The following is a 12688-nucleotide window of genomic DNA, read 5'->3' as shown; positions in this document are numbered from 1 at the left end:
GGGTGGTAGGTAAAAAGGTTATTTTTAATGAATTGCAGAACACGTCTAGTCCACTGTATAAACCGTTTCCGAATTGTGACATTCGAAAAATAAGAAAAGATTTTAATAATACGTTTACAGAAGATGATTGTATAAGCGCTGATTTAAATTATTATTGGATGCATACAGCAGGTACTTTAAGTTACGTGCTTAATAATAATGAACAGGAGATTGTGTTTAATCAAATTAAGTGGCTAAGAAAATCGTTTTTTGAGTGGTTTCCGCAATATCGTTTTCTAGAAACAGAGATTATGAATTATCCCATTTTATATAGAGATTTCATGAATTATGAAAAGACCCGTAAGCTATTACTTTATTATCTTACTGAACAAAAAACGTACAAGTGATGCTGCTTGTACGTTTTTTGTTCATAAAATATACAATATTAACACCTTGTCCATGTAGGTATTTTAACGAGAAAAAAGAAGTACATATAGAATATGTAAGAGGGAGGAGATAGAAGCTTGTTAGCTGTTTTCCTTTCAATTCATGTCCAACTCAAATATTTCAAGTAAAATTCGCTTCTAAATGGTATTATCAAATATCAAGAAAACTAATTTAGAAACGAAGAAGGGACAGGTTTAATATGGAAAACGTATCAAATGTAGATAAAGTAGAATCTATACAGTCTTTACAGTCAACAATCCGTAAACTTGAAAATGCGCTATCTCAGATGACTCAAAAAGGTGCAAATACTACATTAGTGAAAAAAAGACTCAAAGCAGCTAGTATCGGCTTAGCTATGTTAGAAAGTATTTGGAATCAAGAAACCCATCATTACACCCAAGAGGATTTAGCAGACGCTCGAAATGTTCTAATTGGTTTGTTGCCATCAATTGAAAAGATTTATGTTAAGTCAAAGCTTGGGAGTCCTCAAAGAACACTGTTAGAAAGAAGAATAAAATCATTGGAACTTTCTATTCAAGCAATTGATCATCTTTCTAATCAATAACTTCTCTAAACACATAACTTACGACTACTTTTATATAGGGATTCTAATGAAAAAACTACATATAGAATACTACAAAGGAGAAAGAGAGGTGATGGAGAAGGTACCAATAAAGCGTCTGTGTTAAAAATAGGTATGGACGTGCAGTATAGCAGTCGTTTTCCTTCAAATGATTATCCATCCGGAAAGATTGAAACATATTCTTTTTATAGTTCGATTTTAAATAACACACGTAAAATTCATATTTATACGCCTCATGATTATTCTCACACTTCACATCTTCAAGAACTTCTCATTGTATTTGATGGGAATTCATTCATAACCTTCCAATCGCAAAAACACTTAATTATTTAATTTACAAAAATGAAATCCCATCTTGTATTGCTGTTGCTATAGATCCTGTCGATCGATTAGAAGAGCTAACTTATAATGATAAAATGAATGCATTTTTCAAGGAGGAATTACTTCCGTGGTGTGCATCAAGAAGCAAAACATACAACAATTGCTGGTTTCAGTCTTGGTGGCTTAGCAGCTTTTTATGCAACACTTCAAAATCCACATGTTTTCGGAAATGTGTTGTCAATGTCTGGATCCGTACATTGGAAAAAAGATGATTATGAAAATGCAATTCCTTGGATTGAAAATCAAATTTAATCAATAGATTCTAATGCGACTCATCTCTATTCTTACATAGCAGTAGGAGAACTTGAAAACAAACCTCTTTTAACGGCTAATAGACGTCTGTATAAATCTTTAAAAGAAAAGGAATACCCAATTACTTATGAAGAGTTTCAAGGCGGTCATGATAGCGTGTGGTGGCGAGAAAAGCTATTCGAAGGATTAAGGGCATTGAATTTTACAAAAACGACACTAAAAAATAAAAAGGAGAGAGAAGCTATGAATCAAGAAGAACTAGATAAAAAACTAAAAAAGCAAGAGATTTTAGTAAAAGATGAGAAAGTTTGGTCGTATACGTATGAGGATCATATTAGTTCTATCGTTAAACAAGCAGAACAGAAAGGAGCTTTTGATAATTTACCTGGTAAAGGTAAACCTCTTAATCTCGATAAAGATCTTTCTTACAATCCTGAAAAACAACTTTATAGAACTTTAGCAAATAATCATGTTTTACCAAGGTGGATTGAGCTTTCAAAAGAAATTGACGATTTAAAAGAAAGACTAAAAGAAAATACAAATGCGGCAGAAGCAGCGGATTTAATTCGAACTATTAATAAAAAGGTTTTAGAACACAATTTACTTTGTCCACCAAGTGCGCAAAAAACGAGGGTGAAAACGGACTTTTAACAATTTTTCACAAAGCTATTTCTTGCTATATAATTAAGTAAGGCATTTTCAATTCATTACTAAAGGGAGGCAAATGTGATGAAGAATACGTATCAACTTCAAATTCCGACAGAACTAGAGCAGTATCGTAGTATTTTAGAAGAAAGTATAAAACCGTATGTTAAAGTGTCTGGAACATTAGCAGAGACAACACTTTTTGAGAGTAAGTTTGGTGGTTATCCGTATTTACCTATAGATCAAGAGCATCCTAAAGACTCAAATGGACAACCTATGATGCTACTTGCGCAGTTAAACTTTGAAGAAATTCCGCATGTTGAATATATGCCTCAAAAGGGAATGTTACAGTTTTTCGTAAGTGCTGATGATGAGCTTTATGGAGCAGATTTTGATCATCCAACAATCCAAAAAGACTTTCGAATTATTTATCATTCTACAATTATAGAAAATTTAAATAAGGTAATTACTGATTTTAGTTATTTAAACACTTTAGAATTAGAAGACTTTATCATACCTGAAGCAGCAAAACTGAATTTTGAGTTAGCTTATCAACCAGTAACACCAAGAGATTATCGATTTGAAATGATTTTTAGTGATAACATTGATTGGGAAGAAATTGTTGATGAAGAAAATAATACAGAATTAGGCGAACTGTATGATGATTTATGTAAAGATCAAGGACATAAAATTGGTGGATATCCATTTTTCACACAGACAGATCCGAGAGAATGGGAAGAAAAATACCAGCAACATGACATATTATTGCTGCAAATTGATACAGACGATTCATTAAATATTATGTGGGGCGATTCTGGGGTTGCTAATTTCTTTATACGTAAGGAAGAGCTGTTAAATCTAGATTTTTCCAATGTCATTTACAATTGGGATTGTTACTAGAAGATATAAATAAAATAATAGCAAATAAAAAATCTTCCTGAAGGTGAGGAGGATTTTTTTATGTTAAAAATAAGCGTTATGTTAACTAGGATAAGAAACAATGAGTGTAATGAAAGTCAAGCCTAAATAACAGAAATAACAACAAATAATGTGAAGTTGTAAAACGTGTGCAAATAGCAATAAATTCATAAAGTAAAACATAAAATATAATTATTAATTTATATTTTGTATAGAAATAATTTTTCTGTATAAAAAAATTTCTTGTCGATCAAAAATGTTTTTGATTCGATAATTCTTAATTGATTATTGATTTGAATTTGCTGTGATGGATTTATAGCAAAATAAATGATAAAAACTGTAGAAATTCGTTTAGATAAGATTTTGTGTAAATCTCACTAAAAATCTCTGTTTCGTCTCATTAAGTATAGTTTACTTGGTTTTTGATACCCGATATCGCTTTGTTTCTGTAACTACCTATAATATATATTATGTCTACTAGTAAAAAATAATAAACTTATTATAAGTTAGCTTAGTTTGGTATACTTCCCTTTTCTTTATTTATTAATGAAAAGTTCGTTGATGCTGGATTAGTATAAATAATAATTAATAAAACATAATAAAAAGCAACTTGTTTAATTATTAAATTTAAACAAGTTGCTTTGAAATTGACTAAACTATATTTATAATTTGTTTGCTTTAGGAATTACTTTGATTTTAATTAATAATTTATCGTGAATTTTAATTTTATAATTGAACTTGTTTGTGAATTATTCGATCATCATTACAATTATTCTTTTTCTTGAAAAATATTGTATTTACGCTTTAAATGCAAACCTTTATTTTTATAAATCCACTGTGAAAATTTATTAACATTATTTTTACCACTTAGGTAAATACGATATTGTTTTTCTTTGTCAACAAAACTTAATTGGAATTTATTATTCTCAAGGATATCTTTAAAAGAATTCATAAAATTATATGATCCTCCAACAAAGCTAACAAAGTATTTATGAGAATTAACATGACCATCCCCATCAAAATATCCACGAACAAAATGATGTAAATATTCTTCAGGCACGAATGGAAATTTAATATTTAATGATTTACATGGCATGATTCCATGTATGTTCATAAGGTCGTCTTTTATTGTTTTGCTATTAATGTTTAGCATATATACGTCTGTTTTTTTGTTTTGATAAAGTGGCTGGTTGGTGTTTAATTCTTTTTTTATATCTTCTAAAATATAACTTTCTTTTTGTGATATACTGACGCATTGATTTTCTTTTTGTATAACGCCATCAGCTGCTATAAATCCTAAAATATAAGCCATATTATTTGACCAAGTTTTAAAATAATTTTCTTTTATGTCATACTTTCTCTTCCAACTCCCTATAGCGCGCCTTGGGACGTTGCTGTCTGATAAAACCATACGAATATACCTTGCAGACACATTAGCAAGCATAGCGATTTCTGAGGTGCTCTTCCCTTCAGTATACAAATGCATGATTTCAGATTTTGATAGTTTACATTTTGATTTCTTTTTTCGCTCTATGTGCACTTACATCCTCTCCTTCCTTTCTTTTATTAGAGACATATTTTCTTCTATAACATACAATGAAACATATGTTCTTTGTTGCGTATAAGAAGGAATTTACTAAATAAAAACAATTTACATGTACTTAATATTTGTCTTAGCTGCTGCTATGCGATTTGTACTTTATAGATACAAATAATGAATTTGACGGATTTATGAAATAGAAGGCATTTTAGATGAAAGGTAAAATAATATAGTTTAAACTACAAATAGCTACAATAACAACATACGTAAATTGTTAATCGTAAAAAGGAGAACGAATGAATAAGAAATATACAAATCAAATTCATACTGATATGAGTTTTAAACCGAAAGATATTATAAGTTTAATGACGGATTACTTTAAAATAAAATCAAAGCTGCGTCCTATAAAGGATTTGCCTGTTGTTTTATCAAATAAAGATAATGAAGCGTTAGAGAGTGTTACATGGTTTGGCCATTCTGCTTCTCTTTTGAAAATAGAAGGTAAAAAACTGTTATTAGACCCGATGTTTGGAGATGCCTCTTCCCCATTTCCCTTGTTTAATAGTAAGCGTTATAGTGGTGCTTTTTCTTTAGAACGTGATGACCTTCAAGAAATTGATGCGATTATCATTTCTCATAATCACTATGATCATTTGAATTACAAAAGTATTATGCAGTTAAAAAATCGCGCAAAACACTTTTATGTTCCAACTGGAGTTGCACAATATCTTATTAAATGGGGTGTTTCACCTAGTAAAATTAGTGAGCATAATTGGTGGGACGAAATTACGTTTGATAATATTAAGTTAGTATGTGCGCCTGCAAGGCATTTCTCTGGACGTGGTATGACAGATAGAGATCGTTCATTATGGTGTTCATGGCTTATTCTTGGTCAAGAGACTAAAATTTTCTTTAGTGGTGATAGCGGTTATGCCCCTCACTTTAAGGAAATTGGTGATAAATACGGTCCATTCGATCTTACATTAATGGAATGCGGGCAATATGATCCGAGGTGGTCTGCTATTCATATGTTGCCTGAAGAAACGGTACAAGCTCATATTGATGTTAAAGGAGAATTACTTCTTCCGATTCATTGGGGTGCTTTTACGTTAGCATTACACGAATGGAGTGACCCGATAGAACGTGTTACGAAAGAAGCTAACCGTTTAGGAGTTAAAATTACAACGCCACAAATTGGCGAATCTATTACGTTAAAATCTACAGACTATCCTTTATCCGCTTGGTGGAAGGAAATTTAATTTTAAAATATAAAAAGAGCGAATCCTCTTATAAAGAATTCGCTCTTTTTTCTGTATTTAAACTTATTTCACTATATTGGATCTCCCACTATCTAATACTCTATTTGCTGGTACACTGGACATTTCAACCACTGTATTCATACTCTTATCAGTCAGTTCAATGAGTTCGTTTTCATGTTTTATTTTATTTAAATCCCACACCATCCCATGAAATTCATTATGTTGACCACTTACCTGTATAATGCTTTTTGTTTTATTTGAAGGCTGTATTTGAAGGTTTGTAAATTGATTCCCACTAATTTCATTTGGCGTAGTTACTTGACTATCCATATAAATCATATTTACACAGTCTTCTAAAGAAAAGTTCATAAAACGATTGGCATTTATCCAAGCTTGTCCGGTGCTCGGTTTTTTCGCTACTAATTTCAGTCCAGTTTCCATTCCTACAACTTTAATATTTTCGAAGTTAACAAACGAAATTTCATTTTCTTTTCCAGCAGAGTATAAAGAAATTCCGGTACCTTTATTCGTTTCCGTCCAATTGATAATATTTATATCTTTTATTTGTGTTTTGTTCCAAGTGTTATAATATTTATTTTTACCGTCTAAATAAATAACTTCAGAGTTAAATTTAGGATCGTCAATAGTTATATACGCTCCTTCAATGGATGCGTTTTTCTCTAGTTCTAAAACTCTAAAGTTTCCCTCAACTACAAATTGGGATCCATAACCAAATAATAATTTCACACCTTTTTTAACAATGATTGGTGACGTGATTTTATACTTTTTATCATCAAGCAATACAGTTTTAATTTTACTAGACTCTGCTTTATTAATAGCAGATTGTATTTTTATTGAATCATTTTCCCCTTTAAAGTTTTCTACATACAAGTTAGTACTTTTAGCTGCATAGTCTTTTTTGTTGTATTGATAAAAAGCAAAAATAATTAAAACTATACCAATGAGTAAAACAATTATTTTCTTCATCGTACTCACCCCATATCGATTAATCTATGGCTTTTATATTCAGGTTATTATTATTTTGCTTTGTATTTCAGATTACCATTGCTGCTTTGTCTATTAATCCCTTCCTCTATCCTTAATAAGCTCTTACTGGCGATATAAGATGTACTGTTGCAGATTGCTCTCCTGCTTCAATCAATATCGGTCGCATAGAACCTCCAAAACTTAAAGTAATCGTTTCTTCTTTTATTGCTCTTAAAGCATCAACCATAAAACGCCCATCGAAAGATATATTTAATTGTTTTTCACCTTGAATCGCATCTATTTGTTGCGTTTCAGATATTTTCCCAATTTGAGAAGCGTTTGAAGAAATTTTAATTGTGGATTCGTTTATGATTTCTAAGTTAACATTGTTATTAGCCCATTCACTTGCTAATAAACTTGATCGGTCTACACCTTGTAATATCTTTTTTCTATCTACGTTAATAATCGTTTTAAAATCATTTGGAATAAGGTTAGAAATATTAGGATATTTCCCTTCAATTAGTCTTGAATATAATGTAGTTGTTCCGAGCGTAAATATAATATGACTCTCTGAAAGGTAGATATATACGAATTCCGAATTGCTGTTCATTAATTTTAGAAGTTCACTAATGGTTGCGCTTGGTACAATACAATTTGCTTTTACATCTGAGGAAAGTAATGTTTCGCGTATCGCTAGTCTATGTGAGTCAGTTGCAGCACAAATTAACTTATTATTAGATAACTCTATATGCACCCCAGTAAGAACAGGTCTAGATTCATTTTTTGCTACCGCAAAGACTGTTTGTTTAAATACTTCAATCAATTGCTCTGTCTCTACCTTGATTTCTGCATGATTGTCTATAAGCGGTACATTCGGAAACTCATCTGCAGGAAATCCATTTAAACTTAATGTGATTTCTTCTGATTGTATCTTAATAGTTTGCTCATTCTTACTTTTTATTGCGATATCACTTGGCATTTTCTTTATTATTTCAATGAAATACTTTGCAGGTACAACAATAGTTCCTACCTTTAAAATAGTTGCAATCTTTTCGTCTTCAATTGAAACAGGAATGAATTTTTCAATAAAAATATTTGAGTTACTTGCAATTAAAGTAATTCCAGATTGATCTGCAGTTATTTTTATACCAGATAATATAGGAATTAAAGATTTTGTTGATATTGCTTTGTTGACTTCTGAAAGTGCTTGAGTGAATTGTTTGTGATTAACGATAAACTCCATGTTTCCCCCGCCTTACATGAGATAATATTTTTATGAAGATTGATGAACGATTGTTCCGTTAAAAAAATAAGGTACTGTTTCTTTCTTTTGTAATAAATATAGTAAATGTTCTGGTATGCGTAAATACGGTGCTGCTATATGTAATTCCATCCAAGTAATCTCTTCGATTTCTTTTGGCCTTGATATATATGTCTCCCCGCCGATTATTTCGCCTAGAAAATTAAAGAAAATTGCATGATGATCTCTTTCCTCGAAAAAGGCTTCACTGATAGAACAAATCCCGTTTACGTTTATATGTAACCCTGTTTCTTCTTTTACTTCTCGAATTACTGCTTCTTCTAATGTTTCTCCTAGTTTAACTGCGCCACCTGGTAATGTATAATAAGAACCATTTTCCCCTTTGTTTTTTACCATTAAGATCTTTTCATTAGTTTTATCGTACAAAATCGCGTATGTAACATTAACTTTTTTCATATGTACCTCCTCTATTTTAAATAAAAGGAATTTTCTGTCTTCTATTCATTCTACCATTAACTCCTTTTAATATATATAAGTTAGTTAGTTAAGTCTTGCCTTTACCGCTATTGTTGGAGTTAATAAGAATAGGCTACTGATATAAAAAAAGAACGTACCTTAGGAAGATTATCCAAAGTACGTTCTTGCAGTTTTAGTATAAAAATTGATTCAATTAATACTGAAATTAATAATAACCTCGCCCTTATTGCATTTGTATTTCAAATACTAACGTTAACAAATTCTATATACTTTTTAACCGTTTTTCTAAATAATAATGATTATGTCCTTTCGGATGATCTTCACTTACTCCAATTACTTTATATCCATGTTTCTTATAAAAATCAGGTGCTTGGAAACTAAAAGAATCTAAATTAATTAACCTACACCCTTTTTCAATTGCAAATTCTTCAATAAGCTTTATTAACTTGCTTCCGTAACCTTCATGCCTATATTCTTCAGAAACCCATAGAAAGTCAACGTGTACATGGTGCCAAAAAGTTATTGCCGTTACCCCACCTACTATTTCTTCTTTTTCATTTCTTACTATGAAACTAACCTTTTCTGAAGGTGTTTTTTCTTCATCTGCAAGATATTTTTGATTGTATTCAATTACTTTCTCTCTTATGTAATCACTATCTTCTTGTACCCATTGCTGTACTATTTTCATTTTAAGTGTCACGCTCCTTTTTACTTATCTATTCAATTTTATAATGAAATTGTCCTGTCTTTAATAAGTTCGTAAAGAAGCAAAGTTAATGGAATAAAAAAGAGCCCTAACATGAGGACTCTTTTTAAAATTAAGCTAATTTCCGATGTAAATGTTTTAGTTCCTTTTTCTTTTCTACATTTGGTGGGCGGATTAATATTGAAATAATGAAGGAAATAACACTTAAAACACCGATTATAATGAAAGTTGGTTGAAATCCCCCGAGTATCGCTCCAATAAATGATCCTGCAAGCGCACCAAATCCGAAACCTTGGTAGACAATCCCGTAATTTGTACTATGGTTTTTTAATCCAAAGAAATCTCCGACAATAGCTGGGAATATAGTTATATTACCGCCGAAGCAAAAGGCGACACTTGCTACACAAGCAAAATAGATTCCGTAATTTAGCGGAATAAAACTTAAAGTAAAGACTGACAATCCTATAATAATAAACGTTGCAGAGACAATTTTCATTCGGCCGATTTTATCTGATAACGTCCCAAGAATAATTCTACCTACTGTATTAAAAATTGCAATCATAGCAACGGCGTTTGCAGCGGTTGCTGCGCTAAGTCCAACGAGTTGTACACCGATATCTTTTACCATACTGATTAAATACAAACCACCCATACACGAGGTGAATAACATAAAAAATAGCAGATATACTTGTTTCGTTCGCATCATTTCACGCGGAGTATAGTCATTGTGCAATGTTTCAGTTACAGCATTACTTACAATTGCCTCACGTAAGAAGAACGATCCGATTAATACTAAAAGTAACACGATAATGCCCCAATATAAGAATGCTTGTGATACACCAAGATTATCGATAAGATTTCCGTTTATATATCTAAAGATTAAGCTGCCCATTCCATAAGCTGATACAGATATACCTGAAATAAGCCCTTTCCGATTTGGAAACCATTTAATTAAATTAGATAGTGATGTAATATAAGCTGTTCCATCCGCATAACCAACAACGACACCAGCTAATAAATATAAGAGTGGTAAGGAAGAAACTTGTGAACTAAGTATTAAGCCGAGTCCTAAAACAATTCCTGCAGTAGCAATAAGTTTCCGAAGTCCTAATTTTTTCTGCAATTTTGCTGCAAATAAAGTTGAGAATGATAAAGAAAAACTTGTTATAGAGAAAGTTATCGCTACTGAATTAAGATTCCATCCAAACTTACTTACAAGGGGTTGATTAAATAAACTCCATGTATAAATTGTTCCAAGGCCAATTTGAACAATGATTGTACCTAGAACAATTAGTAACGGATTTATAGAAGTTTGTTTCATACTAACTGTCCCCTTCTTTTATCTTGACATGGATTTTCACAGTTAGTATATCCATCGTAATTTGCAAGATACTGTACGGAAAATGGTAATTAAGTTCATATACACAAAAAGACACTTCATAAAGAAGTGTCTTTTGCAGGTTATATCAGATGTTTCTAAAGAAAGCTTTGTTAAGATAAGCCATTTTCAAATGCTTATGTATATATGTTATCAAATAATTTCTTATATGTGATGAGACTTAAGACGTATTTTTCATTCATCATATAGTCGGATGAAAAATTAATATTCGATTTCATCAAAATCCTCCGGCTGCGGTACAGTTTGCATATTAGCTGCATCTTTAGGATCGCTATAAATTGCATTTTGCTCTGTATTTACATCTTTTATATTTTGTTTTTTATTTTTGTTCACTTTATCTTTCACTTACAATCACTCCTTTTTGTTATAGGAGTAATTATGCCCTATTACCGTTACTAAATGTATCAGCGACTAAATTACTAAATTCACGTAAATAATATAAGTAATTATCACCGCCGTAGTTATATCTTTTGTTATACATTTTTGCAACAACTACATTATATTCAGGTATTACTAAAATAGTCGGTCCAGTAATCCCTAATATTTGATATGACCCTTTTGGAACACGTTCACCAAGTTCGCTTAATTGTGCAGGTTCATTTTGAACGAACCAAAACAAGCCATTTTGTGGTAGCTCTTTATTTACATATGTTGGACTCTGCAAACTCGTAGCGATTTTTATAACTTCTTTTGGAACAATTTGCTTACCGTTTATCACACCTTGATTTAAATGAAGATTGCCCCAATAAGCAAATTCTCTAGCTGAGACAAACAGATTTTTTTCAGTACCGTCATCTACCGTACCAATTTCACTAGTCGCGTCTTCATTTGGATTATTAACAACGTCAACTAAATTTTCATCTCGCTGAACTCTCCAACCTGTTTCTTGAAAATTAGCAGGCTTAAAAACACGCTCCTTTAACAATTCAGGAAAACTTTTGTTATATAGCTGATAAATAAGACGTGTCATCATTCTTACATTAATATCTCTATATGCCCATGCTTGTCCCGGTTCAAATTCACGAAAAATTGTCCCGTCATTCATTTCTTCTAATCCGTGCGAATGTGTTACTAAATGTCTTATCGTTGTTTTACCAAGCAATGCAGGATTAAAGTCTTTAAAATATTTTATCGCTTCATCATCAATAGAGTTTATTTTCCCCTCGTAAAGCGCATACGCTATCATTAATCCTAAATAACTTTTTCTAGCAGAAGCAACGTTGAACTGCGAAGATGCGGTTACTTTTTTATTAGTCGATGTATTTGAGTGATAACCGCTATAATGCTCTAATACGACTTTATTATTTTTTATAATACAAATTGCTGTAGCAGAACTATGATTTTTTTCTTTTATATTCTCTACCCAAGAAATCAACTTATCATATGTATACAAATAAATCCCCCTTAATACACATCAAAATTACAGCATGAAAGAAAAGTATAAACAGTATTTACACCTTTCTTTCATATAAAATATTAATGATGTACTATATTTAAATAATCCACCAGTTCCAGCAATTAAAGCAACCAAAACATCCGGCACAACCTACGCAACCACCACATCTGCCACCGCCGCAACCGCCACAGCGTCCACCACAACCTCCGCATCCGCCACAACGACGTGCATCGCCTTGGATGTAATAATATGGATATTGGCTTTGTTGTTGATCCCAATACACAACATTACCAGTTTGATAATCATTAAGGTTTAATGTTTGTAATTCATGTTGAAACTGATTCATTACGAACCCCTCCATTTATAAATATAAATTTCGCCCAAACGTTAAAGTTTATATATTTTTGTAAACAAAATAGAAACAAGACTATAGACTAAATGCGTACATCAACAAAATA

Annotated in this window: 14 protein-coding genes and 1 pseudogene; 6 read left to right on the top strand and 9 right to left on the bottom strand. The window is 31.5% G+C overall.

The annotated features are described in order from the left end of the window. Window positions 1-2 precede the first annotated feature (2 nt). From BHV55_RS13370 to BHV55_RS13355, 5 genes and pseudogenes are all read left to right on the top strand, one after another. The gene (locus tag BHV55_RS13370) at window positions 3-386 is read left to right on the top strand and encodes a YxiJ-like family protein (RefSeq protein WP_048567634.1); all 384 of its coding nucleotides are present in this window, start codon (window positions 3-5) and stop codon (window positions 384-386) included. 239 nt (window positions 387-625) lie between these two features. Continuing rightward, window positions 626-991 carry a hypothetical protein gene (locus BHV55_RS13365; protein ID WP_000432685.1) on the top strand — a complete coding sequence of 122 codons (366 nt, stop codon included), beginning with the start codon at window positions 626-628 and terminating at the stop codon, window positions 989-991. A 90-nt stretch (window positions 992-1081) separates the two neighbouring features. Continuing rightward, a pseudogene (locus BHV55_RS27480) lies at window positions 1082-1861 on the top strand (alpha/beta hydrolase); the annotation flags it as partial. A 24-nt stretch (window positions 1862-1885) separates the two neighbouring features. Continuing rightward, window positions 1886-2293 carry a DnaJ family domain-containing protein gene (locus BHV55_RS27475; RefSeq protein ID WP_033667379.1) on the top strand — a complete coding sequence of 136 codons (408 nt, stop codon included), beginning with the start codon at window positions 1886-1888 and terminating at the stop codon, window positions 2291-2293. Window positions 2294-2371: 78 nt separating this feature from the next. Beyond that, on the top strand, window positions 2372-3187 hold the full coding sequence (locus BHV55_RS13355; RefSeq protein ID WP_070757826.1) for a YwqG family protein: 816 nt from the start codon (window positions 2372-2374) through the stop codon (window positions 3185-3187). A gap of 787 nt (window positions 3188-3974) precedes the next feature. Here BHV55_RS13355 and BHV55_RS13350 read toward each other — a convergent pair. Further along, window positions 3975-4745, bottom strand: coding sequence for an LAGLIDADG family homing endonuclease (locus BHV55_RS13350; RefSeq protein WP_070757825.1), 771 nt, complete (start codon window positions 4743-4745; stop codon window positions 3975-3977). Window positions 4746-5041: 296 nt separating this feature from the next. Between BHV55_RS13350 and BHV55_RS13345 the strand changes: the two genes are divergently transcribed. Continuing rightward, window positions 5042-6004 (top strand): MBL fold metallo-hydrolase, encoded by a 963-nt coding sequence (locus tag BHV55_RS13345; RefSeq protein WP_001037071.1) that lies wholly within the window; start codon window positions 5042-5044, stop codon window positions 6002-6004. A 63-nt stretch (window positions 6005-6067) separates the two neighbouring features. On the opposite strand, the gene BHV55_RS13340 is transcribed toward BHV55_RS13345, so the two are convergent. The 8 genes from BHV55_RS13340 to BHV55_RS13305 form a co-directional block, all read right to left on the bottom strand. Next, window positions 6068-6991, bottom strand: coding sequence for a hypothetical protein (locus tag BHV55_RS13340; protein ID WP_000721076.1), 924 nt, complete (start codon window positions 6989-6991; stop codon window positions 6068-6070). Between the two features lie 112 nt (window positions 6992-7103). Continuing rightward, a complete protein-coding gene (gene dnaN, locus BHV55_RS13335) occupies window positions 7104-8234 on the bottom strand; it encodes a DNA polymerase III subunit beta (protein WP_000394483.1) in 1131 nt (376 codons plus the stop codon). A 30-nt stretch (window positions 8235-8264) separates the two neighbouring features. Further along, window positions 8265-8708, bottom strand: coding sequence for an NUDIX hydrolase (locus BHV55_RS13330; RefSeq protein WP_000757608.1), 444 nt, complete (start codon window positions 8706-8708; stop codon window positions 8265-8267). A 283-nt stretch (window positions 8709-8991) separates the two neighbouring features. Further along, window positions 8992-9417 carry a GNAT family N-acetyltransferase gene (locus BHV55_RS13325; protein ID WP_000706905.1) on the bottom strand — a complete coding sequence of 142 codons (426 nt, stop codon included), beginning with the start codon at window positions 9415-9417 and terminating at the stop codon, window positions 8992-8994. A gap of 130 nt (window positions 9418-9547) precedes the next feature. After that, window positions 9548-10756, bottom strand: a complete 1209-nt coding sequence (locus BHV55_RS13320; RefSeq protein WP_000815135.1) for an L-lactate MFS transporter — start codon at window positions 10754-10756, stop codon at window positions 9548-9550. Between the two features lie 279 nt (window positions 10757-11035). Continuing rightward, window positions 11036-11179 carry a hypothetical protein gene (locus tag BHV55_RS13315; RefSeq protein WP_000653678.1) on the bottom strand — a complete coding sequence of 48 codons (144 nt, stop codon included), beginning with the start codon at window positions 11177-11179 and terminating at the stop codon, window positions 11036-11038. 31 nt (window positions 11180-11210) lie between these two features. Beyond that, window positions 11211-12227 carry a serine hydrolase domain-containing protein gene (locus tag BHV55_RS13310; protein WP_000288900.1) on the bottom strand — a complete coding sequence of 339 codons (1017 nt, stop codon included), beginning with the start codon at window positions 12225-12227 and terminating at the stop codon, window positions 11211-11213. A 100-nt stretch (window positions 12228-12327) separates the two neighbouring features. Next, window positions 12328-12576, bottom strand: coding sequence for a heterocycloanthracin/sonorensin family bacteriocin (locus BHV55_RS13305; RefSeq protein ID WP_001071345.1), 249 nt, complete (start codon window positions 12574-12576; stop codon window positions 12328-12330). Between the last annotated feature and the right edge of the window lie 112 nt (window positions 12577-12688).

The organism is Bacillus sp. RZ2MS9, assembly GCF_001816185.2.
In the GTDB taxonomy this organism is placed as follows: domain Bacteria; phylum Bacillota; class Bacilli; order Bacillales; family Bacillaceae_G; genus Bacillus_A; species Bacillus_A cereus.
Note: the sequence above shows the minus strand (reverse complement) of the source record. Positions and strands in the feature narration are given on the sequence as shown.

Coding starts and splice junctions, on each gene's coding strand:
- BHV55_RS13305 (WP_001071345.1), bottom strand. CDS start 12,576: ATGAATCAGTTTCAACATGAATTACAAACATTAAACCTTAATGATTAT.
- dnaN (WP_000394483.1), bottom strand. CDS start 8,234: ATGGAGTTTATCGTTAATCACAAACAATTCACTCAAGCACTTTCAGAA.
- BHV55_RS27475 (WP_033667379.1), top strand. CDS start 1,886: ATGAATCAAGAAGAACTAGATAAAAAACTAAAAAAGCAAGAGATTTTA.
- BHV55_RS13345 (WP_001037071.1), top strand. CDS start 5,042: ATGAATAAGAAATATACAAATCAAATTCATACTGATATGAGTTTTAAA.
- BHV55_RS13340 (WP_000721076.1), bottom strand. CDS start 6,991: ATGAAGAAAATAATTGTTTTACTCATTGGTATAGTTTTAATTATTTTT.
- BHV55_RS13365 (WP_000432685.1), top strand. CDS start 626: ATGGAAAACGTATCAAATGTAGATAAAGTAGAATCTATACAGTCTTTA.
- BHV55_RS13325 (WP_000706905.1), bottom strand. CDS start 9,417: ATGAAAATAGTACAGCAATGGGTACAAGAAGATAGTGATTACATAAGA.
- BHV55_RS13355 (WP_070757826.1), top strand. CDS start 2,372: ATGAAGAATACGTATCAACTTCAAATTCCGACAGAACTAGAGCAGTAT.
- BHV55_RS13330 (WP_000757608.1), bottom strand. CDS start 8,708: ATGAAAAAAGTTAATGTTACATACGCGATTTTGTACGATAAAACTAAT.
- BHV55_RS13320 (WP_000815135.1), bottom strand. CDS start 10,756: ATGAAACAAACTTCTATAAATCCGTTACTAATTGTTCTAGGTACAATC.